This is a genomic window from Leucobacter alluvii (assembly GCF_039530485.1).
GTDB lineage: Bacteria > Actinomycetota > Actinomycetes > Actinomycetales > Microbacteriaceae > Leucobacter > Leucobacter alluvii.
Genome location: NZ_BAAAOP010000003.1, coordinates 94,315 through 120,332 on the forward strand (window position 1 = coordinate 94,315; position 26,018 = coordinate 120,332).

Here is a 26,018-nt window from a genome sequence, read left to right on the forward strand (position 1 = left end):
CAACCGGTCGCACCCCCGGCTACGCGGCGTTGCTTGACGGTACACCCTCGCGTGTCTGCGCCACGCAGGGGTGCCCCTCCGGTCAGGCTCCACGCTGCGCGCCTCCGCAGGCACATACGTGCCTTCACGGCAAAAAACGTGAGGGAAGAAATCACGAACAGCGCGGGGTACCGCATCTAGGTCACAGGAGGCACACCATGAACACCATCACTGTGTACACCAAGCCCAGCTGCGTGCAGTGCACCGCGACCTATCGCGCTCTCGACAGCAAAGGGATCGTCTACGACATCGTGGATCTCTCGACCGACGAAGCCGCACTCCAGACCGTCAAGGAACTGGGATACATGCAAGCCCCCGTCGTGGTTACCGACGACGACAACTGGAGTGGGTTTCGACCCGACAAAATCGCCGGCCTCACCGCCTAGGAGAATCATGATGATCTGCACCAACTGCGGTCGCCACGCATCAGTCTCGTACATCGCCATTGTCGATGAGTGCCCTCAGTGCGGTACCTCGCCGTTCCCAGCTCAGGAGGATGCTTGAATAAGCGCACGGTCACCCGCGTCACGAAGCTCGCCGTCATACTCGGGGCCGTCACGATCGCAACCGTCATCGCCACGCAGAACATCGACGTCGACGCTCCGGGCGCGAGCCCCGATACGGCGATGGACTCATCGACGCAGCAGGTGGTTGCAGTGATCGACGGAGACACGATCAAGACCGTCGACGCCGAGGGTACCGTGAACCGCGTCCGCATCATCGGCATCGATACCCCAGAAATCGGCCGAGGTGGTGCCGCAGACGAATGCTGGGCGCAGGATGCTCGCACTGCACTCGCCTCGCTGCTCGACGGCCGGGACGTCGACCTCATCAGTGACCCGTCCCAGGGCGACGTCGACCGGTACGGGCGTCTCCTGCGCCACCTCCACACCGACGCCGGCAACGTGGCCGAACAGCTCATAGAGCAGGGCGCGGGACACGAGTACACGTACTCCAAGCCGTACATCGGCCAGGCCGAGTTTCGCGGTGCGGAAAGCAGCGCCCGCGATGCTGAAGCGGGGCTCTGGGGAGCGTGTACGCCCACGAACTGAGCAGGCAGAGCGGCGGAACTGGCATGTGAACGTTGCGAGCTGTGCTGAATAGCTTGAGGCGGATCGTGAGGGGGAAGTGCGCTGAGTGCTGCGTCTAGGTGGTGAGCCCCGAGATCCCGTGCAGCGGATCATCACCGGGGGAGTACCACCAGCAAGGAGACGCAGATGCCCGAGAACGTGAATGCCTATGACTCCGGTTACCGGCTCGAACCCAAGCCCTGGTCGACCGGTGCCGGTACCGCCTCGGACGACTTCGGCAAGGTCGATTTCACCAACGAATTCGGTGAGACGGTCTTCACCGGATGGGTGCAGAAGACCGAGGCCGGTTACATCCTCCGCGTCGACGAGCACCAGGACGTCGAACTCGCCGTGGAAACCAGCAGCCAACGGCAAACGCGCGAGGCCGCGATGTTGCTGCTCGCTCAAGAGCTTCAGGTCATCACCGCGCAGCACGAGAAAGCCGTCTCCATGTACGAAGGAGACCCGGACAGCTTCGGCATCGGACACTATGTGATCGAGAACACCGCCGACGATCACCGCCTCGCCTTCACTGAGCAGTACATCGGCACCGATTCTTCAGACCCGGACCGCATACCGAATTCGTGGGAGGTCGACCGGTACACCCGCGCTCATACCGGTGCCGAGTGGAAGCTGCGGGGGACGCGCACATACGAAACGGACGAAGTCGAAGCGCTCATCGAGTTCACGGCCGACTGGGTGAACCACCGCGCTCGTGAGCAGTCCACACACGATGCCCTTCATGGCCCTACCGCGCAGGCATCGCAGCACCAGCGGCAGGCACCATCGGCGGGTCCGATGTACTGAGTTCAGCGCTCGTCAACGTCACAGAGCACCTTGGCGCGGTTCACACCGCGCGAGGGTGCTCTGATCTATAGGCAGGCATCTATCCTGAGCGTATGCGTGCTGCAGCTCTCATCTACCCGAACGCCTCCACCATCGCTGAGGACCAACGGCACCTCCGAAAGTCTGACGACTATGTGAGCGAACTCATCGAGGGAGCCCAAGCATCCACCTGGGAAGCCGCGAAGATCGCGTGCCCGATTCCAGCAGACGCGATGCTCCTGAGCTGGCAGCGCATCGACTAGAAACGCACCTGCCAAACAGCAGAGCGCCCTGCCACGGTATTCACCGCGGCAGGGCGCTCTGCTGTTACGAGAGTGGCCCAGTTCCCGCTAGTACGGGTTCTCCGTGCCGATGTTCTGATCACCTGGATCAGCGAGGTCCAGGAGGAAGTCGTCGACGGACGATTCCTTGTGCTCGATCCAGAACTTCGCCCGATTGATCCTGCGCGCGAGCGTCGTGACCTTCTCGTCGTACTCGTCCTCAGTCATCCGTTCCGACTGCACGAGCTCCTCGTACAAGAGCCGCAGCGCGTCGTAGCGCAGCTCGGTCCCGTACGGGATCTGCTTCTCAGAGCCCTGCAGTGGCGGCAGGTTCATTCGCTGCGCATCATCGAGGGCGGTTTGCAGGCGAGCCGCACGCGCGGCCTTCACTTCCGCGGAGACGGGTTTTGCTCGTTGCCGGGCGGCGAACGTCTCCGCGTTACACGGCTTGCATTCTTGGGTCGCCCACCACTTCGCCTTATCCGAACGCAGCGATGCCGCAGTGTCGGAAAGATCCCGCGCATGAGCGTGACCGCACGCGTGCGTGACGATGATGTTGGTCGTTGCAGTCGCCGTGCTCATCGCTACACTCCTGCCTCTGCACCGCGCTTGCGGCGGCCGAACGCGAACAGGGCAGCTCCTGCAGCGAGCGTCGCTGCTGCAGCGGCTCCGAGCCAGCTGGCTGGCTTCCCACCGGTCGTCGCCAACGCATCAGGGTACGAGATCTGCTGCAGGTTCTGATTCGGTGTCTCGGTCCACCCCACCGGAGTGACAGACTCACCGGGCACGACGCCCGGATCCACGGGTGCGACCGGTTCGATCGGATCTGCCGGGGCCACCGGCACCACGGGATCCACCGGGGCGACCGGGGCGACCGGATCGACCGGCTCGACGGGGTCGACCGGGTCAACAGGTTCAACCGGGTCGATGTGTCCATCACCGGGGAGGGACGGGATGGTCGGGGTTCCGCAGTCGACCGGATCGGCCGGCGCCTCAGGAGGCACGTCACCGGGAACTACCTCGGCGTTCTCTGCCGTCACCGTGTTCTCGGTAGACAAATCCCCGGCGGCGGGGACGGCATCTTCGGCCACCACGGTCTGGGCGACCGGCGCCGGGGGCGCCGGTGTCGCTTCGCAGTCCTGAGCGTTCGCGATGACTTCCGTTTCCTGGAACTCGGTGGTCATGGGGGTGTCTGCGATGGTGTCGTCGGCCATCGCCGCGGTCGGGGCGAGGACGATGCCGGCAGCGATTGCTGCAGTGATGAAGGGTCTGATTTTCACGGGGTTCTTCTCCAGATATGTGGGTGGTGGTCGATTGCCGGCCGCGTGGGAGGTCCACGCATCCGGGCCGGCTTCATGAGACAGATCACGGGGTCCGCGCACCTGCATCTGCGGACGCCGGAGTGAGGGAGGCGATCGTGTCGCCGGTACTCACGACGAGATCTCCGTCTGGCGACATCGCGACCAGGGTCACGCTGTCGCCTGCGAGGGGCGTCGCCTCTCCGGCCGGGTTCACGAGAGTGAGCGGGTCTGTCGTCACGAACTGCTCGCCGACGGTCCCGTCGATGTCGTGGCTGGTTTCGGTGATGGCACCTGTCGTCGCGTCGATCAGCACACCGGCGTACGCGACATGCGCCCCGTCCCGGGTCGATGTCGCTGCCGCTTCTCGGTCAGCAGTGAGGGGGAGGGTCGAAACGGCATCACCGCTCTCGAGCGAGTGGACGGCGACCGTGTCAGTGTCGCCGTCGCTCCACACGACATAGACATGCTTCGAGTCGCCGCTGATCCAACGAGACACAGACGCAGCGTCTGTGGGAGCGGCAAGGACGGTATCGCGACTGTCGCTCCCGTCCCGGGCGGTGACGTAGGCGACACCCTTGTTGGTGCCCCAGGTGATCGTGTCGCCGGATGCAGCGACAGGGACAGCACCCTCGGTCGGCACGGTCACGGCGTCGCGTGTCGTGTCGGCGTGAATGAGTTCGTACTTGGCCCCGACTTCTGCGACAGCGAGGATCGCGTCGCCGCGAAGTGACACTGTCGCGTCGCCGAGCTTCGTCGTCGCCCACCCCGCCTGGTCGCTTTCGGTGTCGCCAGATTCATTCGCGTCAGTACTGTTCTCTGCTGACCAGAGGTGCAGGGTGTCGCCGTCGACGACGAGGGCAGTGTCGCCTGCCCAGTAGGCGCGCGCCGACGTGTCGCCGCCGAGTTCCTGCGTCGCGAGCAGATCTCCGGTCGTCGTGTCCACGATCGACGCGTCATCCCGGGTCGTGACGAGCAGTGTCGCCCCGTCAGCGCTCTCGGCGGTCTCCTCTGCTGTCGCGTCGAGGGCCCATGCCGGCGTCGCGTTCCAGCCTTCGAGGGTGATCGGTGTCGCCTGCTTCGGCGCTGCGCCGGCCGACGCGACACTCGGAGGAGTCGAGAGCAGCACCCATGTCGCGATGATCGCACCCACGATGAGAACCGCGAACGCGCCAGCGATGACCCACGGATGAATCGGCGACCTCCGCGTCGACGTCGACGTCGGTGTCGGCTTTGGTTTCGCTGACGCCCCGGCCGTCGATGTCGTCTCGAGGGGTGGCGCGTCGACGACGCAATCGGGTGACGTCTCATCAGCGAAGAGCGTCGCGATCGCCTGAGCACCGTTGACGGTGTCGTCCGGCCCCCGCGAGAAGACCGTGCCATCGGTTTCAGGCGTCGGGGCGGTGCTTGAGACGCCCAGGCGGGAGAGGTCGAGTCCGCAGTTCTTGCAGAGCGCCTCGAGATCGTCGGCGGTGGTGATGTTGGGGCAGAGGCAGAACGTGCACTGCACGATCGCGGGCACTGCTGGGGTGGTGTGATCGCTCATGCCCTGTAGATAGGTCGACGCGCGCACCCAAAGGGGAGGACGCCACCCCGCCCGGCTCCCACCGGCCAACCCGCTATTCACCCATCAGCACACCCGCACCCCGTCGCTCGTTTCGCTGCGCACATGAACCTCATCTGTACGTGCAGCCCTCCGGCCTGCCTGTACCCGCAGCGCCTCGCGCTGCTCTGTCCGGCTCCATTGCATTTCGCCGGACTTTTACCCATACACCACTGGCATTCGAGGGAAACCGCGTCCCGCGTTCCGTGACACGAACTGCGCAGCCCCGCACATCTTCACCTTGAACGTCCACATCAGAACCCATCCCGGAGGCCCCTCTTGCCCTTCCCAACCACCGTGATTCAGATCGAAGCCCACCCTGTCGAGTGCCATCGAGTGCTGTTCAACGACTACGACGAACTCACCGGCCGACGCATCACGAGTGCTCAGTACGCGTCGCGTGCTGACGCCCTTGAAGCCTGGTCTTGGCGAGGGATCACCGAAAGCGACATCGTCGTCACCGATGCACGTATCGACGCAATTCGATCCCTCCTGAACCGCCTCGACGCTGCGTTCGCGGATTCAGGTTCCGCTGAAGTCACGTTCGCGCTAGCCAGCCATGATCACGACCGCGCCCGGAGCCAGCTCGACGGCGCAAGCCTCGAGCTCTCCCACTCAGAAGCCTGGTTGCCGTGCCCCACTCCCGATCCGTCTGCATAGGAGAACCCATGTTCCGTTCCCGACTCAAGAAGCTGCAGCACTCGCTCGCCTGGCTCAAGAACGTCGCCGGCCTCGATGACGACTACGTGAGAAAATGGTCGCCCGCGGAATGGGAGGCGTGGCAGGCAGCGATGCTCGCAGACCCGTCCGGCGACAACCCAAGCGTCCCCGAGTGGATGAACCCGATCATCCGTCACACCTGGCACAACGACTTCTCGTTCCCGTTCCCGCAGGTCGCCCAACTCATCTCAGCTCACCCCTGGTTCTACGAAGCCGTCAAGCGTGCCGACTTCTCCCTCAAAATCACGGAGCCCCTCGAAAGCGACGCACCCGTGCTGTCGCAGGTTGAGGGCGCCTACAACGAAGCCATGCTGCGGGGGTGGACACCGCTCCTGTCGCTCCTGATCGAACCGACCCAGCAACCCAAGATTGTCGTCGGCGCGATCGAGTCGTTCTACATCGTCGCCCCTGCATTCGACTCAGCCGACGTCAGCGACCTCATACAGCACTTCGACCTTCCGTCACCCAGCACCCGGCTCGCCGGCCCCGTGCAAGACGTCGATGCGCTCCTAAAGCGAGCACACCAGCCCGTGCCTGACGGTCACCACGTCGCATGGGGATCGGAGTGGATGTATGTGTGATCTGACCGCGGTGACCCTATGAGAAAGACGCAAGCCCAACGCGATTTCGAGAAGCGCATCCGGCAGTCACGCGGGCTCGCCCACCCGGCTGCTCCTCGAGCAGAAGGTACGGGTTGGGAGACCCGGTGTGAGCGGTCAGGGTGCGAGCGCACGTTCCTGACCCCCACGAAGCAACGGCGGTACTGCAGCAACACCTGCCAGAACCTTGCCGAGAAAGAGCGCGCGCGTCGCGTCGACGTCCTCACCAGCATTCTGCTGTACTCGTGCGCCGCCCCGCACTGCTCCAACGTCTTCCTCCCGGACCCACGCAATCCACGCCACATGTATTGCTCCCCAAAGTGCCGCAAGCGCGGGTACCGGGCCGCGAGCGATCTCTCCCCGCTCCGCTGCGCGTTCTGCATGACGCCCTTCCCACCAGGGAAGAGCCGGCGCCGACGCTACTGCGATGCCACATGCCGTAAACGCGCCCAACGAGCCGCCCGAAGAAACGAGAACTGAACCGTGATGACCGTCACCCTCATAGGTGCGTCGCGAGACGCCTGGGGCTACCTCATGAACACCGTCGCCGACGAACACACCATCGACCGCGCCGAGGGCAAAGCTGCGTACTACATGGCGAACGGCACCCCACCCGGCGCGTGGGCCGGAAGCGGAGCCACCGCACTCGGCCTCGACGTCGGCGCGGCAGTTGAAGAACGCGAACTCATCGCACTTTTCGGGGATGGCGTGCACCCCACCACCGGGCAACAGCTCGGCCGCAAATACAACACCGTCCTCCCGCTCGAGAAACGCATCGAGCAGAAGATCCAGGCGGCAGCCGCCGACCCGAAGAATCGTGACCTCAGTGCGCCCGAATTCGAAGCGCTTGCAGACCAAATCCGGCGTGAAGTCACCGACAAGCCAGAGAGGCAGTCCGTGGCCGGGTTCGAGTTCGTGTTCTCCCCGCCCAAGAGCGTGAGCTCGTGGTGGGCGCTCGCAGATCCCGCACTGAAAGACGAGATCCGGCAAGCCCACCTGGCCGCGATCCAAGCGACGATCGAGAAACTCGAAACCGACATCATTCGCACCCGCACCGGGGCAGACGGTGTCGCGCAGGCGCACGTGCGCGGGATCTCCGCCGCACTGTTCGATCACTGGGACTCCCGTGAGGGAGACCCGCAGCTCCACACGCACATGCTCGTCTCCAACCGGGTCCAAGGAGAAGACGGCCGCTGGCGCACGATCGACTCCCGCTGGTCCCTGATGCCGGCCGTGGCCACGGCCGGTGCGTACTACGACGGCGTCCTCATGGACGAACTCTCCTCTCGCTTCGGCATCGAGTGGACCGTCGAAGACGTACTGCAGCGCCCCGAGCAGTACCGGGAGTGGTTGGTCGAATCGCAGCGCCCCGATACGCCGGCAGCACGGCAGCAGTTTTCGATCGACGCCGGCACGAACCCCGGGTCGGTGAAGTGGCAGATCGACGGCGTACCGAAGTCACTCGTCAACGAGTACTCGTCGCGATCGAAACAGCTCAATCAGCACGTCGACCAACAGATCGCGAAGTACGTTGCGAAGCACGGCCACCGGCCATCCGACCGCACCATCATCAAGCTCCGGCAGCACGCGACCTTCGCAACACGCACTGCCAAAGCCGTGCGCTCACTTCGCGACCTCACGCAGAACTGGCGGGAGCGAGCACGGCCGCACGTCGGAGACTCGTTCCTGTTCGCCGACCGCCTCTGGGACACAGCCGCAGCCCGAAAAGACGACCTCCCGCTGTGGTCATTCCGGCACGACGACGTCGACGACGACGCAGCGCGAGACGCGGCCGAGTTCGTGCTGCACACCCTCGCGGGCGCACGGTCGACGTGGGGGAGACGCAATGCCGAGACCGCGGCACTGCGTGCGATCGCCGGGTGGCGTTTTCGCTCTCCCGAAGACCGCGACCAGGTCGTGCAAAGAGTCGTTGATCTCGTCCTCTCCCAAGCCATCCCGCTGACACCGAAGAACCACCTGCACACCCCGTATCGGTTCCGAACCGCAGACGGGCAGGACATGTTCCATCCCGAAGCGCGAGACCTCTTCACGACTCGCGAAGTGTGGGATGCAGAAGATCGCCTCCTCGAAGCCGGCCGATCCCTGCAAGGCCCACGCATCGAGCAAGCGATCGTCGATACCCACATCTCCCTGCCGACCGGGACTGAAAGGCGCATTCTTTCCAGCGACCAGGCGGCCGCCGTGGAGAACATCGTCACCAGCGGCCGCCAGGTCGACGTCCTCGTCGGGCCCGCAGGTGCCGGCAAGACCACGAGCCTCGAAAAGCTCCGCGAGCTCTGGGAACTCACGCACGGCGCCGGCACTGTGCGCGGCCTCGCCCCGACCGCCCGCGCCGCCGAAGTGCTCGCAGAATCACTCGGCATCCAGACCGAGAACACCGCGAAATGGCTCCACGAAACCGCACGCGGCACCGACACCAAAGACGGCATCGACTACCGACTCCAGCCGGGCGAACTCATGATCGTTGATGAGGCCTCCATCGGGGGCACGCTCGCGCTCGACGCGATCCGGGCACAGGTCGACGCGGCCGGCGCGAAGCTGCTGCTCGTGGGGGACTGGGCGCAACTCGCCGCCGTCGACGCCGGGGGCGCGTTCGGGCTCCTCGCCTCCGACCGGCAGGACGTCGCCGAGCTCGTGAACCTGCACCGCTTCACCGCCGACTGGGAAGCGGACGCCTCCAAACTCCTCCGGCTCGGGAAAACCGCGGGCCTCGACGCGTACATCGAACACGACCGCGTCTTCGCTGGGCTCGATGAAACGATCATCGACCAGGCCGTCGACGCCTGGCGAACGGACGAGGCGGCCGTGAATGATTCCGGCGAACGGCTCGTGTCGCTCCTGATCGCCCCCACCAACGAGATGGTGGAACGTCTCAACACCATCGCCCGCACCTGGCGCATCGACCAAGGCGACGTCGACGCGACACAGGAAACGGCGATCGCCTCCGGTGTCGCATCCCCGGGTGATCGCATCGTGACGCGTCAGAACGCGAGAACGCTCCGCACCGATCACGACCGGTGGGTGAAAAACAACGACGAATGGGTCGTCGCCGGCATCAACCCGGACACGGGCGACATCGTCGCTGTCGCGGGAGAAGAATACGTCACCCTCCCCGCCGATTATTGCCGGGATCACGTGCAGCTCGCCTACGCGACTACCGCGCACCGATCCCAGGGCCGCACCGTCGATACCGCCCACACCATCGTCGATTCCAGCGCCTCCCGGGAGACGTTCTATGTCGCGATGACGCGCGGGAAGCGCTCGAACAAGGCGTATGTCGTGGTCGACGAGAACGGCGACATGGGCGACCCCGGGGCGCTCGGGATGACGCGCACCTGGCGGGAAACCCTCGAGCACGTCGTCACGAAACAAGGAGGCGACATCGCAGCCCACGACACGCTCCGAGAAGAAGCCGAACGGATCGGCTCGATCCGGCAACTCGCGGCCGAGTACCAGGCCCTCACCGCCGACCAGCTCGAACGCGAATACCTCCCCGTGCTCGCGAACCTGCACCTGGTCGACCCGGAATCGCCAGACTCCCCGTACCTCGGGCCGGTACTGGCGAACCTCCGCCGCCTGGAAACGCGCGGCCACGACGTGCCCGACACGATCACAGAACTTCTCGCCACCCGAGATCTCGACGGCGCACGCGACGTGCTCGCGGTGCTGCACTACCGCCTCAACACGCACCTGGAAGACCTGCGCGAACACGACGCCTACGCCCGATTCGCGCCCCTCCTGACCCCCTTCGGCATCGACTCAGAAGAGACCCGCTCGAACCTCCGTCTCGGGCGGATGCTCACCGCGTTGGAGGGCGTAGCCGACACCACCCTCGAAGACGCGGTGCGCGGAGCTTTGGAGCGCATGGACCGGGGGAGTACTCGAGATGTCACCGCACGGCTCGCCCACCTGCTGCGTACCGAGTACCGCATCGACCCCGACGCGCTCGAGTCACCAGATCATCTCCGCAGTGTCGACACGGTGCACCACATCGCCGGCCTCATCGAACCTGCCCCCGACTTCGGAGATCCCGACTTCGGTCAAGCCCTGAAAGATCGTGAACTCGCGATGCAACTGCGGGCAGAACTCGTCGTCGACCGCGCGATCGCCGACCAGGAGCCGTGGCTCGAAGCGCTTGGAGAGCGGCTCCCTGGCGCCGAAGCAGAATGGCGCAGGCGCGCCGTCACCGTCGCTTGCTTCCGTGACCTGTACGGCGTCGACACCGACGAACCGCTCGGCCGCGAGCACGCCCACGCGCGCAATCGGGAACGCGATCGCCAGATCGCCGCAGCGGCACTCAGAGTCGCCCCTGCACCTCGAACTGAGGGAAGCTACGTGCCCGCACAGCAAGGCCCGGACGTGCTGCCGAGTGCGCCTGTCCTGGGCTACTGAGCGCTAGTAGCCCAGGCCCGACGGGGACTGCGGGTTTCCGTAGTCCCCGCTTCGGCTCTGGGTGTGAAACACCGGGTCGCCTGGTGGCCACCGCAGTGTGGACTCTGGCAGTGCCAGCCGTGAAGCGGTCGCCTCGTCCGCGGTGTCCCAGCCGCCTGCTTTGTTGCTGCGCTCTGCCAGAGTCACCAGGTGCAAGTGCTCGTCGGAGACGAATGCGGCTCGCACTCCGCGGTGGTTCTTGCTGACGCTCAGCACCCCGGCGTCTGCAAGTTCCGTCAGCGCCCGCTCCGCGGCGGGCCGGGACACCCCGTATCGCTCAGCCGTCGCGGCCACTGTGAGTACGGGCTGGGATGCAAGATCTCGCCGTACTCGTTCCACTGTCGCATCGGCGCGCGGCGCTGCGGGGATACCCTGCCCGGAACGCCACGCATGATGGCGCTCCCGGAGTAGCTCGTCCAACTCGTCTGCCCGCTCCTTCAGCAGCACGACGTTTCCCGCAGCGCGCACGGCCGACTGGCAGAACTCCTGCACCCAGAGGTCCACGTTCGGTGGTTCTTCGCGGAACGCCGTGAGCCCCGCAATGTAGTGATCCTTCGCTGTCGAGAAGACCGTGCTGATCGGGAGCACGGCGCGATCGGTGATACCGTCCCGCTTCAAGATCGCGTGGATGAGCGCACGACCCGTGCGTCCGTTCCCGTCGATGAACGGGTGGATCGTCTCGAACTGAGCATGAGCGATCGCGGCCTTCAGCAGTGGAGGATGTTCGCTCTGATTCACATACGTGAGCAGATCTTCCAGCAGTGGCACCACTTCGGACTCGGGCGGCGGCACGAACGATGCGGTGATCGGGGAGTAGCCCCCACCGATCCAGTTCTGTTGCGTACGGAAGCCACGCTCAAGATCCGGCGTGATCGTCTGCTGCAGCTGCACCAGATCTTCAAGCTCGATGTCCCATTTTTCTGCGACGACGTCAATCGCGTATTCCATCGCGCGAAGATTCTGCAGGACCGCGACTGCGTTCTCTTTCCCACGGCCGAGCACGTCTGCAAGGGCGAGCTTCTTCGCGGAGATGACATGACCCTCGATGAGGGAGGATGCGATGCTCTCAGATCGCAGCAGCAGGTGATTGAGGTACAGCCCGGACTCGCCGATGATGCCGTCCGCACGCGACACCGTGCTCTGCGCGTCGGCGACAACCGAGAACGTGCTCGCACTGATCGGCGGCCCCTGTGCTCCCAGGACGCCGGGTACGAACGCGAGGTACGTGCCGCCGGTCTGTTCTCGCCGGGACAGGCCGAACGTTGAGGACGGCGCCCATTGGCGCTCGACGTATTCGCCCATTGTGACCCCTTAAAGTTGCCCGCTGCACCGGTTAATGCAACTTTACGCGCTTAACGTTTCATCGAACGCGTGTTGATGCAACTTTACGAGAGCAGGTGGGTTACCTGCCGTGCCGGCCAGAAAGCCAGCCGCGCTTCTTCTTCGTCAGCTTCGCCGCGATCTGGTCGAGGCGGGGGAGGATCTCTTCGGTGCTCTCCGAATTCGCGTACAGCTTCCTGATGCTCTGCAGCGCGTTCTGATGCCGCTCGGGACTCATCGCCCCCATCGCGTCATCGACCAAGCTAACCCGGTAGCCGAGATCCGTGAGATCTCGCACGGAAGCGCTCACGCACTGGTCCGTGTAGAAGCCCGTCATGATGACGTTCTGCACACCGAGATTTCAGGGCCTCGATGACATGAAGGCCGTCGCCGCTGCCTGAGATACGACAGTCGGTTACCTGATCGGTGAGACCGACGACGATCGTCGTCCCGAACATCTCCGGAGCATGAAAAAGGCTCCCACCGCTGATGCGATGGAAGCCAGTGTTGCAGTGCCCCCGGAGGGAATCGAACCCCCGACCTACGGTACCGGAAACCGGCGCTCTATCCCCTGAGCTACGGAGGCGAGCATGTGCAACCCCACCAGCCTAGCGCAATTATCGGGCCGCTTCGCACCAGTGCCGTGGACCGGGCACCTCGGTGCGCCGAGTAGAATCGATCTCTGTGACGCCTCAAGAACTCTCCCAAGCTCTCGCTGATATTCTCGCCGACCTCGTCGCCGCTCGCGGTTCCGACATCTCGGTCACGGTGCAAGACACGCAGGTGGAGCGACCGAAGAATCGGGACCACGGAGACTGGGCGTCGAACGTCGCGATGAAGTTTGCGAAGCGCGTTGGGGCGAACCCGCGCGAGCTCGCTGAGGAGATCGTGGGGCGCGCCCTCGAGATCGACGGCATCGCGAAGGCCGAGGTCGCAGGCCCCGGTTTCATCAACCTCACGCTGGACGCGGCGAGCGCGGGCGAGACGGCTCGCCGCGTCGTCGAGCAGGGCGAGAACTACGGCCGCACCGATACCCTCGCGGGTCAGAACATCAATCTCGAGTTCGTCTCGGCGAATCCGACCGGCCCCCTCCATATGGGCCATACCCGCTGGGCGGCACTCGGCGATTCGACCGCTCGCGTGCTGCGCGCGGCCGGTGCACGGGTGACGAGCGAGTACTACATCAACGATGCCGGATCGCAGATGAATAAGTTCGGGCGTTCCGTCTTCGCTGCGGTGCTCGGCGAGCCGGCCCCGGAAGACGCGTACCCCGGCGCCTACATCCAGGAGCTCGGGCGCAAGGTGCGCGAGCAGCTGCCGCACATCGTGGAGCTCGCCACGAGCGATCGCGCGCGCGCTCTCGAGGAGGTGCAGGAGGCCGCCTACCAGATCCAGCTCACGGAGATCAAGGATTCGCTCGAGCGCTTCAACGTGCACTTCGACGTCTTCTTCTCGGAGCGGTCGCTGCACGAGGACGGGCCTGACGGATCGCCGAGCCCGATCTCCTCCGCCGTCGACCGGCTGCGCGAGCAGGGGTACGTCTTCGAGGAAGACGATGCGATCTGGGTGCGCACGACCGCCTTCGGCGATGACAAGGACCGAGTCTTCACGCGCGGCAACGGGATCTACACGTACTTCGCCGCCGACGCCGCCTACTACCTGTCGAAGATGGACCGCGGGTTCGGCGAGAAGATCTATCTGCTCGGCGCAGATCACCACGGGTACATCGGTCGCTTGACCGCGATCGCGGGTGCGGCGGGCGACAACATCGAGACCGACATCTCGGTGCTCATCGGCCAGCTGGTCAACCTCGACGGAGCCCGGCTCTCGAAGCGAGCCGGCAACATCATCGAGCTCGACGACCTGCTCGAGTGGCTCGGCTCCGACGCCCTGCGCTACTGGCTCGCGCGATACCCGGCTGATTCGCCACTGTCGCTCGACGGCGAGAAGGTGCGGAGCCGCACGAACGACAACCCCGTGTTCTACGTGCAGTACGCCCATGCGCGCACGTGCGCCGTCGATCGCAACGCCGAAGCGGCGGGCATCGACCGGAGCGCCTTCGCGCCGGAGCTCCTGACGCACGCGACCGAGACCGACCTGCTCGGCAAGCTGCAGCAGTACCCGGGCATCGTCGCCGGTGCCGCGGAGCTGCGCGAACCGCATCGCGTCGCCCGCTACCTCGAAGAGCTCGCCGCCGCCTACCACCGCTGGTACGACAACTGCCGCGTGATCCCGCTCGGAGACGAGCCGGTCGAAGATCTGCACCGCACCCGTCTGTGGCTGAACGATGCCGCCGGCCAGGTGCTCCGCAACGGCCTCGATCTCTTGGGCGTCTCTGCGCCCGAGCGGCTCTGACCCAGGAGCCGTCGTGAGTGCGGAGCGGAACGGGTCCCGCTGGTGGACCAAGCTGATCATCGTGATCGTCGTCGTCGGGCTGCTCGCAGGTGCGGCCGAGCTGGCGCTCCGGCTGATCATTCCGGGAGTGGTCGCCGGCGCAGTGCGCTCGCAGCTGGACCTCACCGACGACCATCCGGTCGACGTGGCGCTGGGGGGATCCGCCCTGCTCAACGCGTTCCGCGGCGGAGTGGGCGATGTGACCGTCGACGTGCCGGACGCCCCGCTCGTCGAAGGGGTGCAGGCCGATGCCGCGCTGCACGCAGATCTGGTGCCGTTCAACCCGACTTCGGGTGAGATCTCGGATGGGGTGGTCGAGCTTCGCCTCGACAAGGAGCAGCTCGGACCGGTTATCGAGACCGTCACTCAGGGGGTCGCTCAGTCGGGCGAGGTGCGCGACGGCGAACTCGTCGTCGGGCGCGCGCTCGAAGCATTCGGGCAGCAGGTCAATCTCTCCGCGAGATTGAGCGTTGAGGCCGTCGACGGTGCGGTCGAGATCAACCCGCTCGGGCTGCAGGCGGCGGGATTCGATTTCTCGGCGGAGCAACTCGCGCAGGCGACGGGAACACTGCTCGACCCGATTCTGCAGCCGCAGACCGTCTGCATCGCCGACCAACTCCCAGCCGGAGTCACGCTGACCGATATCGTGCTCTCGAGCACGGGAACGGTGACGATACGAGCGGACCTCGCGCCCGGCATCCTGTCGGATCCCGATCAGCGGGAGAAGGGCACCTGCGGCTGAGTCAGAGCCCGTATTCGCGCAGCGCGAGCCACGCGACGGCGCGATCGTCGGCGCGTTCGAGCGCGAGGCCGGTGAGGGCCTCGACGCGCCGAATGCGCGCGACCAGTGTCTGTCGGTGAATGCCGAGACGTGCAGCGCTGGCGCGGTGGGCGCCGTTCTCTGCGAGGAATACGCGGAGGGTGCGGGCGAGATCGCCGCTCGCGCCCGAGGGCTGGACGAGCGGTTCGAGGAGCCCGGCGAGCTGCCCCTGTGCTGCGGCTCCGAGCGCGGAGAGGACGAGTTCGACGGATGGCAGTTCGGCGTATCTCACCCCGGGCCGGCCGTCTTCGAGCGCGGCATCGAGCGCTTGATGAGCTTGCGTCGCGGTGCGCGACAGCGCGCCAACCGGAGCGGGGTCTCCGACGCCGATGTGCACGCGCATCCCCGCCACCGGGCTGAACGAACGAACTCGGTCGAGGAGTCCGGCCGCGAGATCATCGCGCACGAACCCGCGAATGTGCCCGTGGTCGGCTGCGAACACGTGCTCGGCGCCCAGCTCGTCGAACCAGCGGCGGAGCAGTCGCTCGAGGTCGATCGTGCGCGTTCGCGTACCCACCTCGAACGCTGTGAGCGTGCGCTCGTGCACGCCCCATCGATGGAGCAGCGCCTCGGCCCGCTGGCCGCCGTCGACGAGGATGTCGATGAGCGCGCCGCGGCCCAGGTGCTCGGTCAGCGTGGGATCGTGACTGCGCAACAGCAGATCGAAGAGCGCCGCTGCGAGCGACGAGAGATCGCGTGCGTGGCTCGTTCGGCTCGAGCGGGTCGCGATCACGAGCGATCCTGCGAGATCCTGCTCCGAACCCACGCGGTGCAGTTGCAGCCCGTCGTGACGCACGCGTACGGGGCGCCCGAGCGCGAACGCCGCCGCGTCCGACACGTGGAGTCTTCCGGCTCCGGCACTCGCGATGACCTGGCCGTGCGCATCGAGGAGCACCGCCCACCCGTCGATGCGGCGCGCGAGTTCGGCGATGACCGCGGTCACGCCGCCACGCCGGGCGACCTGCGTGAGTACGTTCATTCCCGCCGTCACGAGACGGTCGGCTGCAGCGCGGTCATCTGCGATGAGCGCGAGCAGGCTGCTGTGCAGTGCGGTGCCGGAGAGGCGGGTCCCGAGGATCGCCGTCATGCCGTGACGAGCGAGGGCCGACCGGAGCTCGGCGTCGTCCTCCGGTGAGACGAACACCGCGCCCGGCAGCGCGTTCGAGGCCGGACCCGGTGTCGTGAGAGCGGTGAGGAGGACCTCGCGGTCACCCGTCACGAGTGTCGCGTAATCGGGATTGCCGATCACGACCAACGCCTCGACATGGGCGATGCCGTCGACGGGGGTGCGCTCCGGCAGACGGGCCGTCACGCAGGTGCCGCCGACGGCGCGCCTGACGGCGGAGAGATCAAGAGCCACAGGAGGAGCGTACCAAGTGTCGATGACGCGATCGAGATATCGACACCTGGTGCGATGACAGGCACCCGATCGGGTCCGTAGCATCCTTACGTCGCCGGCGTGGTCGAACCTGTGCACCGCGCCCCGGCGATCCGACGAAGCGAACGAACGAAGGAGTGCAGCATGCAGGCTGTCGTGTTCCGTAACCCCGAGACCCGCGCAGAGGTCACCGAAGTCACCCTGGACGCCCCCAAGCAGGGCGAGGTCCGCGTGAAGATCGCCGCCGCAGGCGTATGCCATTCCGATCTCCATGTGAAGCGCGGTGAGTGGGATGCGCCCGCGCCGATGGTCATGGGGCACGAGGGCGCTGGCATCGTCGTCGAGCTCGGAGAAGGCGTCACATCGCTCGCCGTGGGAGACCACGTCGTGCTCAGCTGGGTGCCGCCGTGCGGAGAGTGCCGGTACTGCCTGCAGGGGCATGAGGCCCGCTGCCAGAAGGTGGTCGAGATCAACAACGCGCACGGGTCGCTGTTCGACGGCACCTCCCGCCTCAGCCGCACCGAGGACGGCGAGCCTCTGCGCCACTACCTGAGCGTCTCCTCGTTCGCCGAAGAGGTCGTCGTGCCCGTCTCCGGAGCCATCAAGGTGCGCGACGACGCGCCGCTCGACGTCATCGCGGTCGTCGGGTGCGCGGTCGCCACCGGTGTGGGCGCGGTGCTCAACACCGCTGGCGTCGAGCCGGGCGCGACCGTCGCCGTCATCGGGTGCGGAGGCGTCGGCCTGAACGTCGTGCAGGGTGCGAAACTGGCGGGGGCAGAACGGATCATCGCGATCGACATCGTTCCAGAGAAGACCGCGATGGCCCTGCAATTCGGTGCAACGGACCGCATCGACGGATCCCAGCGCGACGCCGTCGAGCAGCTCTTCGAGCTCCTTCCGGACGGCGCCGACTACGTGTTCGACGCGATCGGCCGCACCTCGACGACTGAGCAGGCGATCCGCATGCTCGGCCTCGGCGGCGCCGCCGTGATCGTCGGACTGCCGCCGACCGGTGCGAAAGCCTCGTTCGAGCCGCTCGTGCTCGCCGAAGCCGATCAGCGCATCCTCGGTTCGAACTACGGGTCGGTGCGCCCCTCGATCGACATCCCGGCACTCGTCGACCGGTACATGGACGGCCAGCTGAAGCTCGATCCGCTGATCTCGGGCCGTCGCCCCCTGGCCGAAGCGGCCGAGGCGCTCGACGACCTCGAGACCGGCGGCGTGCTGCGCACACTGCTCATTCCGTAAGCACCTGTTCACCCTTCGCACCACGCACTCATAGGAGAGTACTCATGACCCAAACCGCAGCACGGAAGGCCGACGCCGGCCTTCGAGAAGGGGTGATGTCTGGGCCCGAACTGGCGGCACAAGCCATCGCCAGCATCGCCCCGAGCGCCGTCATCGCATTCACCGCCGCCTCCATCTTCCTCGGAGCCGGCAGCGGTACGATCTTCGCATTCCTGCTCGCCACCATCGTCATTCTGTGCGTGGGCTACATCGTGTCGATGTTCGCCCGCCAGCACGCTTCCGCCGGCTCGCTCTACACCTACGTGGCGAAGGGGCTCGGGCCCACTGGCGCCTTCGCAGCCGGCGTCGCCCTGCTCATCGGATCCTGGGGCATCGCCGCCGGTTCGCTCGGCGGCGCGGTCTCGTACGCCTCCGACCTGCTCCAGCTGTTCGGCGTTCCCGCGACCGGCACCGTCTGGCTCGTCGCGCTCGCCGTCGTGATCGGCGGCCTCGCGACGTTCTTCACGATCCGCGGCATTCGCATCTCGGCACGCATCTCTCTCGTGCTCGAACTGCTCTCGGTCTTCATCATTCTGGTGCTGCTCATCGCCGCGCTCGTCTGGCTCGGTCCCGAGGCGTGGGATCCGACGCAGTTCTCGTTCGAGGGCGTGCCGTTCCAGGGCGTCGCAGCCGGCATGGTGCTCGGCATTCTGGGGTTCGTCGGCTTCTCCTCCGCCGATGCGCTCGGGCGCGAGGCGCGCAATCCGCACACCGCAATTCCCCGTGCCATCATGTGGAGCGCCGTCGCCGTCGGCGTGCTCTACGTGTTCGCGGCGTACACCCAGATCGCCGTCCTCGGCGACGAGCTCGGTGAGGTCGCCAGCCCGTTGCAGGCGATCAACGATCGCATCGGAATGCCCGTCTGGTTCGCACCCGTGCTCGTGTTCGGCGTCGCGGCATCGTTCTTCGCGGTCGTCGTCGCGCCGCTGAACGTCGTCGGCCGCATCCTGTACGTGATGGGGAAGGAGGGCGTCGTCGCCGAGCGGTTCGGCCGCACCCACGAAACGCATCTCACCCCGCACCGCGTCCTGCTGATCGCGGGCCCCGCGGCGATCGCGCTCGACGTCATCCTGCTCATCTCGGGCACCCATCCGATGGACATCGTGGTGTGGGTCGACACCTATGCGACCTACGGCTACATGGTGGCGTACGCGCTCGTCGCCGTCGCGGGCGTCGTCTACACCCGCCGCCGCGGAATGCGGAGCGGAATGATCACGGTGACGGCGGTCGTCGCCGTCGTCGCCATGGCATACGTGTTCTTCGCGAACGTGTGGCCGATCCCGGCGTTCCCGATCAACGTGCTGCCATACCTGTTCGCTGCGACGATGCTGCTCGCGTTCATCCGCTTCTGGTGGCTGCGCGCGAAGCGCCCCGAGGTGCTGCAGCGGATCGGGAACACGCACACCGACATGCTCGAGGGCGTCGGCTGAGCGGCAGAGCATCCCAGATGACGAGGCCGGGCGCGATCCTTCATTCTGAGGGGTCGCGCTCGGCCTCGTCACATTCCGAAGGCGATCGGACCACCGGGTAAGCTGGACGGGTTCGTTCAGAGACAGGGTCTCCGTGCGCACGGCTTCAGGGGCCAATCCGGGTCCGCTCGCCATCGGCTGCCCGTTCGCGGCCCGCGAGCACGACGGACATCAGGCAGACCGACCCGAGGCAGACCGAACCCAGGAGCGACGATGGCACAGGTGAACCCCGCTGGTGCGACACCAGCCGCCGACCCGAACAGCATCGACCCGCGCGTCTTCCCCCCGTCTGCGCGTCGCGGGAGCGAGTGCCGAGAGTTGCAGCTCGGCGGTGCGCGCGCGACCGAGCTCGTCGAGCAGTACGGCTCGCCGCTGTACGTGATCGACGAGGCGGCCGCCCGCGATCGGGCCCGCGAGGTCCGAGTCGCCCTCGAATCCGAGGCTGAGCGCATCGGGACGAGTGCGACCGTGTACTACGCGGGCAAGGCGTTCCTGTGCGTCGAGGTGGCGCAGTGGATGGCCGAAGAGGGCCTCGCGATCGACGTCGCGAGCGGGGGAGAGCTCGCCGTCGCGCTCGCCGCCGGAGTGGACCCGGCGCGCATCGGCTTCCACGGCAACAACAAATCGGAACGCGAGATCGCGCGTGCGGTCGAGGCGGGCGTCGGCACGATCATCATCGACAGCGAGGTCGAGACCGAGCGCATCGCGCGTGCGGCAGCGGCGGCGGATCGCCGCCAGCGCGTGCGGCTGCGCGTCAATAGCGGCGTGCACGCATCGACGCACGACTTCCTCGCGACGTCGCACGAAGATCAGAAGTTCGGTCAGCCGCTCAGCGAGGCGCCGCGACTGGTCGAGGCGATCCTCGCTCGTGACAGCCTCGAGTTCGTGGGGCTCCACTGCCACATCGGCTCCCAGATCTTCGCGACCGACGGTTTCCGCGAGTCCGCCAGGCGCCTGGTGGGCGTGTACCCGGAGCTCGAGCGGATCGCCGGCCGGCCGATTCCCGAGCTGAACCTCGGCGGCGGTTTCGGCATCGCCTATACATCGGCGCAGGCGGAGCAGGCTCCCGAGGTCGCTGCCATCGCACGACAGCTCGCCGACATCGTCGCGGAGACCTGCGCTGAAGCCGGCGTATCGGTTCCGCAACTCGCGTTCGAACCGGGTCGCGCCGTCATCGGGCAGGCCGGGGTCACCCTCTACACGGTGGGAACCACGAAGCCCGTGCTGCTCGCCGGCTCCGATGCGGCGGCCGACCCAGCCGACCTGGGGTTCGCCGAACGCCTCTACGTGAGCGTCGACGGCGGCATGAGCGACAACGCCAGACCTGCCCTGTACGGCGCCGACTACCAGGTCCGCATCGCGAACCGCGAGAGCGACGCCGACCCGGCGCTCGTACGGGTGGTGGGCAAGCACTGCGAGTCGGGCGACATCGTCGTGCAGCGCGACGTGATCCCGGGCGATGTGCGCGCAGGCGACACGCTCGCCGTCGCGGTCACCGGAGCCTACTGCTGGTCCCTCTCCAGCAACTACAACTACGTGCCGCGACCGCCGGTCATCGCCGTGTCGAACGGCTCCTCGCGCGTCATCGTGCGGGGCGAAACCGAGGACGAGTTGCTCGCGAAGTCCGTGATTCCGGCGCCGGTGGCCCCGGCGAACGCCGGCTGAGGATCGCCGGCCCAGAATTCTCCCGCCGTTCTCGGCAGATCGAACACGACGCACTATCAAGGAGACGAACATGAATGGTTATCGTGACCTCCGCATCGGGCTGCTCGGCTGCGGCTCGGTCGGCGCACAGGTGGCCCGGCTGATCCTGGAACACGGAGACGAGCTGGCCGCGCGCATCGGGGCGCGTCTGACGCTCGCCGGCATCGCGGTCCGCAGCGTCGACGCGCCGCGCGATGTCGAGCTGCCGAGGGAGCTGTTCACGACCGACGCCGAGCGTCTCGTCCAGGGCTCCGATATCGTCATCGAGCTCATGGGCGGCATCGAACCGGCCCGCACGCTGATCACGCAGGCACTGCAGGGCGGTGCCGACGTCGTCACCGCGAACAAGGCGCTCATCGCGGCGCACGGTCCCGAGCTCTCGGAAGCGGCGGAACAGGTCGGCGCACAGCTCTCGTACGAGGCGGCCGTCGCCGCGGCGATCCCGATCCTGCGCCCTCTGCGCGAAAGCCTGGCCGGTGACCACATCACCCGCGTGCTCGGGATCGTGAACGGCTCGACCAATTACATCCTCGACCGCATGGACCGATTCGGCGACAGCGCCGAAGACGCATCGCGGGTGGCGAGCGAACTGGGCTTCCTCGAAGCCGATCCGACCCTCGACGTCGAGGGCTACGACGCCGCGCAGAAAGCGACCATCCTCGCGAGCATCGCCTTCCACACCGAGGTGCCCGTCGACGCGGTGCACCGAGAGGGCATCACGCAGATCACGGCGGAGCAGATCGACGCGGCGAAGAGCGCTGGGTACGTCATCAAGCTCCTCGCGATCGCCGAGCGGTTGCAGGCCGCCGACGGCACCGACGGAGTCTCGGCGCGCGTCTACCCCGCGCTGATCCGCCGCGACCACCCGCTCGCAGCGGTGCACGAGGGCAAGAACGCCGTGTTCGTCGAGGCGGAGGCCGCCGGCGAATTGATGTTCTACGGCGCCGGAGCCGGCGGAGCGGAAACCGCTTCGGCGGTGCTCGGAGACCTCGTCTCCGCAGCGCGCAGGCACGTCGTCGGCGGCCCGGGCATTCCGGGGTCGCTGCATGCCGAGCTGCCGATCCTTCCCGTCGGCGAAGTGATGACGGCCTACCAGATCATGCTCGAAGTGCGCGACCAGCCAGGAGTGCTCGCGAGCATCGCGGGCATCCTCGCCGAGCGGGGAGTATCTGCCGCGAGCGTCGAGCAGACCGTCGCTCGAGGCGGGGCAGGCGACGAGCCGAGCGCGGCTCTGGTCATCGGCACGCACCGCGCGCGCGAAGCCGATCTCGCTGCGACGGTCGAAGCCCTCCGGGCCGCCGAGGTCGTCACCGCCGTGACGAGCGTGCTGCGCCTCGAGGGTCAGGCGTGAGCGCGACCGGCAGCGGGATCGGTCGCACCATCAAGGTGCGCGTGCCCGCGACGAGCGCGAACCTGGGCCCCGGATTCGACACGCTCGGCATCGCACTCGCGTACGGAGACGAGCTGACGGTCGTCGTGCGCGACGCGCCCGGCGCGACCGTCGAAGTCACGGGCGTCGGAGCCGGCGAGGTTCCCGCCGATGAGACGAACCTCGTGGTCCGTTCCGCCGCCCACGTCTTCGCGCAACTCGGACGCCGCATGCCCGGCATCGACGTCGCCGCCACGAACCGCATTCCGCACGGGCGCGGCATGGGATCCTCCGGATCGGCCATCGTCGCCGGCGTGATGATCGCCGCCGGCCTGCTGCAGAGCGACCCCGAAGCTCCTGTCGCGCTCACCGAGGAGCAACTGCTCGCATTCGCGACCGAACTCGAGGGGCACCCCGACAATGTCGCACCCGCGCTGTTCGGGGGATTGACCATCGCGTGGACGACGGAGCAGGGCCCGCGCTTCAAACGGCTGATGGTGCACCGCGGCGTGGCACCGCTCGTGCTCGTGCCGAGCTTCACCATGTCGACCGAGCTCGCCCGAAGCCTGCAGCCGAAGCAGGTGCCGCATGAGGACGCCGTCTTCAACGTCTCGCGGTCGGCGCTGCTCATCGCCGCACTCACGCAGAGCCCCGAGCTCCTACTCGAGGCGACCGAGGATCGGCTGCATCAGAACTATCGCGGTGCCGCCATGCCGGCAACGCGCGACCTCATCGGCGAGCTGCGCTCAGCGGGGCATGCAGCAGTGGTCTCCGGTGCCGGCCCGTCGGTGCTCGTGCTCTCGAACGGGCCCTTGGATCGCATGCAGGCAGCGGATTTCGTGGCTGCCCATCACCCGGATTGGCGCGTGCTCACCCTGGCCGTCGATACCAAGGGTGCTACAGTTGAAACGACCCCTGCGGGAGCGGCGCTCTAGCCTCGCCCGTCGATGTCCGTTCATGCGGAACCGTGGGTCGTTATCGCATCGTGAACACATCGCACGGTGATCCCGAAGCACACATGTGCACTACCGCGGGAATGCGCGCCCACTTGCGCGTGCAGTCCCGTCGGCGTTCCGAAAGGAAGAACGTGGAATCCAACGTTGAAGACAACACCACTCCCGCACCCGAGGAAGCCGCCGCGCCGACGCGTCGCCGTGCTTCTCGTCGCGTGAGCGCCGCCGCTGGGGCTGCCGCTCCCGAGGCCGCTCCGGCTGCTGAGGCGCCTGCTGCAGCAGCGCCTGCTGCTGAGGCTCCGGCTGCTGAAGCGCCGGCTGCTGAGGCGCCGGCCCCTGACGCAGCGGAAGCACCCGCCGCCGCTGCGCCGAAGAAGCGCGCGACGCGCAGCCGGAAGAAGGTCGATGCGCCCGCCGATGCGACGGCGCAGGATCCGGCAGCCGAGTCGGATGCCACGGCAACGACTGCATCCTCGAGCACCGAGGCAGGCGACGCATCGAGCGCGCCGGATGAGCAGCCAGCTGCTGCTCCGAAGAAGCGCGCGACGCGCAGCCGCAAGAAGGCTGAAGCGCCCGCCGAGCCTGCGACCGCTGCATCTGCAGACGCGAATGCCTCCGTCGATGCCGCCGCTGCCGCGACTGACGCGGCTCCGGCGCAGTCGACCGATACGGCAGCCGAAGCTCCGGCTCAGGAGGCTCCTGCCAAGCGCACGCGCAGCCGCCGGGCCTCGTCAGCGACGGCCGCGGCCCAGACCGCTGCAGCAGAGACGGGCACGGGGGAGACCGGCACGCCGGAATCGCTCGAGGGCGCCGCGTCGAACGCCGATGCCGCTCAGAGCAACGGCCAGCAGGCCGATGCCTCGGAGCAGTCGGATCGCGGCGAGAAGTCGGATCGCGGCGAGCAGTCGGATCGCGCTTCGGATCGCGGCGAGAAGTCGGAGAACTCCGATGGTGAGCGCTCGGGTCGCAACCGCCGCGGCCGCGGTCGAGGCCAGAAGAACGAGAACGCGGAGTCGAACGAGCAGACCGATGCTGCCGCCTCCTCCGATGACGAGGGCAAGCAGCGCGGTTCCGGCCAGAGCGGCAACGGGCCGCAGAACGGCCAGAAGAACGGCGACGCGAAGAACGGCGACAACTCGAGCCGGTCGAGCCGCACCCGGCAGCGCGACCGCAAGCGTCGCGGTCAGGGCGACGACCTCGAGCCGGAGATCACCGAAGACGACGTGCTGCTGCCGATCGCGGGCATTCTCGACGTGCTCGACAACTACGCGTTCGTGCGCACGAGCGGTTACCTCCCCGGCACGAGCGATGTCTACGTGTCGCTCGGGCAGGTCAAGAAGTACGGCCTGCGACGCGGCGACGCGGTGGTCGGAGCGATCCGTCAACCCCGTGACAACGACAGCGCGAGCCGTCAGAAGTACAACGCGATCGTGAAGATCGATACCGTCAATGGTCGACCGGTCGATGAGCAGCCGGAGGAGCGCGTCGACATCGCCGACCTCACGGCCATCTACCCCGAAGAGCGGCTGCGCTTCGAGACGACGCAGCAGGGCGTGCTCGGTCGTGCCATCGACCTCGTGGCACCGACCGGCCTGGGTCAGCGCGCAGCGCTCGTGCTTCCCGCGCACTCCGACGGCACTGCGGTGCTCGGCGAGCTCGCCGAGGCGATCAGCACGAACCGACCCGATGCGCACCTCGTGCTGCTGCTCGCGAATGCGCAGCCGGAGGAGATCACCCGGCTGCAGCGATCGGTGCGCGGTGAGGTCGTCGCCGCGAGCTTCGACCGCGGCGCCGAGGATCAGGCGATCATCGCCGAACTCGCGATCGATCGCGCGAAGCGACTCGTCGAGCTCGGCCACGACGTCGTCGTACTCGTCGACTCGTTGAACCGATTCGCGCGTGCCTACGCTCAGGCCCAGCACGCGCAGAGCCGCCCGGCCCTGGACGAGATCGACGAGCTCGCGCTCGCCCAGATCAAGCGTCTGCTCGCCTCGGCTCGCAACGTGGAGAACGGCGGCTCGCTCACCGTGCTCGCGACGGTGCACTCGAAGACCGGCCTCGCAGCCGACAAGCTGCTGCTGCGCGAGGTGCGCGCAGTCGTCAACAGCGAGGTGCGATTCGCGAAGTCGGCCGCCGGCCTTCCTCCGGTTGTCAAGCTCGCCGCGTCGCGCACGCGCAACCCCGAGTCGGTACTCGGTGCTGATGAGACGGCGGCGCTGGCAACGCTTCGCGCGGATCTCGGTTCCGACGGCGCGGAGGACCGACTCCGCGAGCGCCTGAGCGCGACGGCGTCGAACGCCGCGCTTCTCGCAGAGGTGCAGCGTTCGGGCGGTCTGGCCTAGTACGCACGAGCCCGCCCCGGTGATCCGGGGCGGGCTCAGTCGTCGCCGGATGCGGCGCTAGATTGGGGGCGGCGACACCATCGCGGCCGCGAGAC

22 protein-coding genes and 1 tRNA gene are annotated in these 26,018 nt (G+C 67.0%); 16 read left to right on the forward strand and 7 right to left on the reverse strand.

The genetic code is table 11. From position 1 onward, the window contains the following. Window positions 1-197 precede the first annotated feature (197 nt). From nrdH to ABFX18_RS02505, 4 genes are all read left to right on the forward strand, one after another. Window positions 198-425 carry a glutaredoxin-like protein NrdH gene (gene nrdH, locus ABFX18_RS02490; protein WP_346057259.1) on the forward strand — a complete coding sequence of 76 codons (228 nt, stop codon included), beginning with the start codon at window positions 198-200 and terminating at the stop codon, window positions 423-425. Window positions 426-539: 114 nt separating this feature from the next. Beyond that, window positions 540-1,091, forward strand: coding sequence for a thermonuclease family protein (locus ABFX18_RS02495; RefSeq protein WP_346057260.1), 552 nt, complete (start codon window positions 540-542; stop codon window positions 1,089-1,091). Between the two features lie 165 nt (window positions 1,092-1,256). Continuing rightward, the gene (locus tag ABFX18_RS02500; protein WP_346057261.1) at window positions 1,257-1,916 is read left to right on the forward strand and encodes a hypothetical protein; all 660 of its coding nucleotides are present in this window, start codon (window positions 1,257-1,259) and stop codon (window positions 1,914-1,916) included. 92 nt (window positions 1,917-2,008) lie between these two features. Beyond that, entirely contained in the window at window positions 2,009-2,197 is a 189-nt protein-coding gene (locus ABFX18_RS02505; RefSeq protein ID WP_010155294.1) for a hypothetical protein, read from the forward strand. Between the two features lie 87 nt (window positions 2,198-2,284). Here the strand turns inward: ABFX18_RS02505 and ABFX18_RS02510 are convergent, their stop codons facing one another. The 3 genes from ABFX18_RS02510 to ABFX18_RS02520 all read right to left on the reverse strand — a co-directional run bounded on the left by ABFX18_RS02510 (window position 2,285) and on the right by ABFX18_RS02520 (window position 5,059). Further along, entirely contained in the window at window positions 2,285-2,797 is a 513-nt protein-coding gene (locus ABFX18_RS02510; protein WP_346057262.1) for a hypothetical protein, read from the reverse strand. A 2-nt stretch (window positions 2,798-2,799) separates the two neighbouring features. Further along, entirely contained in the window at window positions 2,800-3,495 is a 696-nt protein-coding gene (locus tag ABFX18_RS02515) for an LPXTG cell wall anchor domain-containing protein (RefSeq protein ID WP_346057263.1), read from the reverse strand. An 85-nt stretch (window positions 3,496-3,580) separates the two neighbouring features. Further along, window positions 3,581-5,059 (reverse strand): hypothetical protein, encoded by a 1,479-nt coding sequence (locus ABFX18_RS02520; RefSeq protein WP_346057264.1) that lies wholly within the window; start codon window positions 5,057-5,059, stop codon window positions 3,581-3,583. Between the two features lie 336 nt (window positions 5,060-5,395). On the opposite strand from ABFX18_RS02520, the gene ABFX18_RS02525 reads away from it, so the two are divergent. From ABFX18_RS02525 to mobF, 4 genes are read left to right on the forward strand one after another with little or no spacing between them, the layout of a single operon-like run. Then, window positions 5,396-5,776, forward strand: coding sequence for a hypothetical protein (locus tag ABFX18_RS02525; RefSeq protein ID WP_346057265.1), 381 nt, complete (start codon window positions 5,396-5,398; stop codon window positions 5,774-5,776). Window positions 5,777-5,784: 8 nt separating this feature from the next. Continuing rightward, on the forward strand, window positions 5,785-6,417 hold the full coding sequence (locus ABFX18_RS02530; RefSeq protein WP_346057266.1) for a hypothetical protein: 633 nt from the start codon (window positions 5,785-5,787) through the stop codon (window positions 6,415-6,417). An 18-nt stretch (window positions 6,418-6,435) separates the two neighbouring features. Then, window positions 6,436-6,915 (forward strand): CGNR zinc finger domain-containing protein, encoded by a 480-nt coding sequence (locus tag ABFX18_RS14230; RefSeq protein WP_428833625.1) that lies wholly within the window; start codon window positions 6,436-6,438, stop codon window positions 6,913-6,915. Between the two features lie 6 nt (window positions 6,916-6,921). Then, window positions 6,922-10,848: a MobF family relaxase gene (gene mobF / locus ABFX18_RS02535; RefSeq protein ID WP_346057267.1), complete on the forward strand. Its 3,927-nt coding sequence runs from the start codon at window positions 6,922-6,924 to the stop codon at window positions 10,846-10,848. 3 nt (window positions 10,849-10,851) lie between these two features. On the opposite strand, the gene ABFX18_RS02540 is transcribed toward mobF, so the two are convergent. The 3 genes from ABFX18_RS02540 to ABFX18_RS02550 form a co-directional block, all read right to left on the reverse strand. Further along, window positions 10,852-12,189, reverse strand: a complete 1,338-nt coding sequence (locus tag ABFX18_RS02540; RefSeq protein ID WP_346057268.1) for a Fic family protein — start codon at window positions 12,187-12,189, stop codon at window positions 10,852-10,854. 100 nt (window positions 12,190-12,289) lie between these two features. Further along, the gene (locus ABFX18_RS02545; RefSeq protein ID WP_346057269.1) at window positions 12,290-12,559 is read right to left on the reverse strand and encodes a cysteine hydrolase family protein; all 270 of its coding nucleotides are present in this window, start codon (window positions 12,557-12,559) and stop codon (window positions 12,290-12,292) included. A gap of 161 nt (window positions 12,560-12,720) precedes the next feature. Beyond that, a tRNA-Arg gene (locus tag ABFX18_RS02550) sits at window positions 12,721-12,793 on the reverse strand. A gap of 98 nt (window positions 12,794-12,891) precedes the next feature. Between ABFX18_RS02550 and argS the strand changes: the two genes are divergently transcribed. Further along, complete coding sequence (gene argS, locus ABFX18_RS02555; RefSeq protein WP_346057270.1) at window positions 12,892-14,562, forward strand: arginine--tRNA ligase; 1,671 nt, start codon at window positions 12,892-12,894, stop codon at window positions 14,560-14,562. Between the two features lie 13 nt (window positions 14,563-14,575). Further along, entirely contained in the window at window positions 14,576-15,343 is a 768-nt protein-coding gene (locus ABFX18_RS02560; protein ID WP_090150447.1) for an LmeA family phospholipid-binding protein, read from the forward strand. A 1-nt stretch (window position 15,344) separates the two neighbouring features. Here the strand turns inward: ABFX18_RS02560 and ABFX18_RS02565 are convergent, their stop codons facing one another. Continuing rightward, window positions 15,345-16,781 carry a PucR family transcriptional regulator gene (locus ABFX18_RS02565; protein WP_346057271.1) on the reverse strand — a complete coding sequence of 479 codons (1,437 nt, stop codon included), beginning with the start codon at window positions 16,779-16,781 and terminating at the stop codon, window positions 15,345-15,347. 162 nt (window positions 16,782-16,943) lie between these two features. Between ABFX18_RS02565 and ABFX18_RS02570 the strand changes: the two genes are divergently transcribed. The 6 genes from ABFX18_RS02570 (at window position 16,944) to ABFX18_RS02595 (ending at window position 25,923) form a co-directional block, all read left to right on the forward strand. Then, complete coding sequence (locus ABFX18_RS02570; RefSeq protein WP_346057272.1) at window positions 16,944-18,047, forward strand: alcohol dehydrogenase catalytic domain-containing protein; 1,104 nt, start codon at window positions 16,944-16,946, stop codon at window positions 18,045-18,047. Window positions 18,048-18,091: 44 nt separating this feature from the next. Further along, entirely contained in the window at window positions 18,092-19,516 is a 1,425-nt protein-coding gene (locus tag ABFX18_RS02575) for an APC family permease (RefSeq protein WP_090150438.1), read from the forward strand. A 252-nt stretch (window positions 19,517-19,768) separates the two neighbouring features. After that, on the forward strand, window positions 19,769-21,220 hold the full coding sequence (lysA, locus tag ABFX18_RS02580) for a diaminopimelate decarboxylase (protein ID WP_346057273.1): 1,452 nt from the start codon (window positions 19,769-19,771) through the stop codon (window positions 21,218-21,220). A 70-nt stretch (window positions 21,221-21,290) separates the two neighbouring features. Beyond that, a complete protein-coding gene (locus tag ABFX18_RS02585; protein ID WP_346057274.1) occupies window positions 21,291-22,610 on the forward strand; it encodes a homoserine dehydrogenase in 1,320 nt (439 codons plus the stop codon). Continuing rightward, entirely contained in the window at window positions 22,607-23,563 is a 957-nt protein-coding gene (gene thrB / locus ABFX18_RS02590; protein WP_346057275.1) for a homoserine kinase, read from the forward strand. Before ABFX18_RS02585 ends, thrB begins: the two co-directional genes overlap by 4 nt. A 152-nt stretch (window positions 23,564-23,715) precedes the next feature. Continuing rightward, a complete protein-coding gene (locus ABFX18_RS02595; RefSeq protein ID WP_346057276.1) occupies window positions 23,716-25,923 on the forward strand; it encodes a hypothetical protein in 2,208 nt (735 codons plus the stop codon). The last annotated feature ends 95 nt before the right edge of the window (window positions 25,924-26,018 follow it).

Coding starts and splice junctions, on each gene's coding strand:
- ABFX18_RS02520 (WP_346057264.1), bottom strand. CDS start 5,059: ATGAGCGATCACACCACCCCAGCAGTGCCCGCGATCGTGCAGTGCACG.
- nrdH (WP_346057259.1), top strand. CDS start 198: ATGAACACCATCACTGTGTACACCAAGCCCAGCTGCGTGCAGTGCACC.
- ABFX18_RS02585 (WP_346057274.1), top strand. CDS start 21,291: ATGAATGGTTATCGTGACCTCCGCATCGGGCTGCTCGGCTGCGGCTCG.
- ABFX18_RS02505 (WP_010155294.1), top strand. CDS start 2,009: ATGCGTGCTGCAGCTCTCATCTACCCGAACGCCTCCACCATCGCTGAG.
- ABFX18_RS02570 (WP_346057272.1), top strand. CDS start 16,944: ATGCAGGCTGTCGTGTTCCGTAACCCCGAGACCCGCGCAGAGGTCACC.
- ABFX18_RS02530 (WP_346057266.1), top strand. CDS start 5,785: ATGTTCCGTTCCCGACTCAAGAAGCTGCAGCACTCGCTCGCCTGGCTC.
- ABFX18_RS02575 (WP_090150438.1), top strand. CDS start 18,092: ATGACCCAAACCGCAGCACGGAAGGCCGACGCCGGCCTTCGAGAAGGG.
- ABFX18_RS02500 (WP_346057261.1), top strand. CDS start 1,257: ATGCCCGAGAACGTGAATGCCTATGACTCCGGTTACCGGCTCGAACCC.
- ABFX18_RS02540 (WP_346057268.1), bottom strand. CDS start 12,189: ATGGGCGAATACGTCGAGCGCCAATGGGCGCCGTCCTCAACGTTCGGC.
- mobF (WP_346057267.1), top strand. CDS start 6,922: ATGACCGTCACCCTCATAGGTGCGTCGCGAGACGCCTGGGGCTACCTC.
- ABFX18_RS14230 (WP_428833625.1), top strand. CDS start 6,436: ATGAGAAAGACGCAAGCCCAACGCGATTTCGAGAAGCGCATCCGGCAG.
- lysA (WP_346057273.1), top strand. CDS start 19,769: ATGGCACAGGTGAACCCCGCTGGTGCGACACCAGCCGCCGACCCGAAC.
- ABFX18_RS02510 (WP_346057262.1), bottom strand. CDS start 2,797: ATGAGCACGGCGACTGCAACGACCAACATCATCGTCACGCACGCGTGC.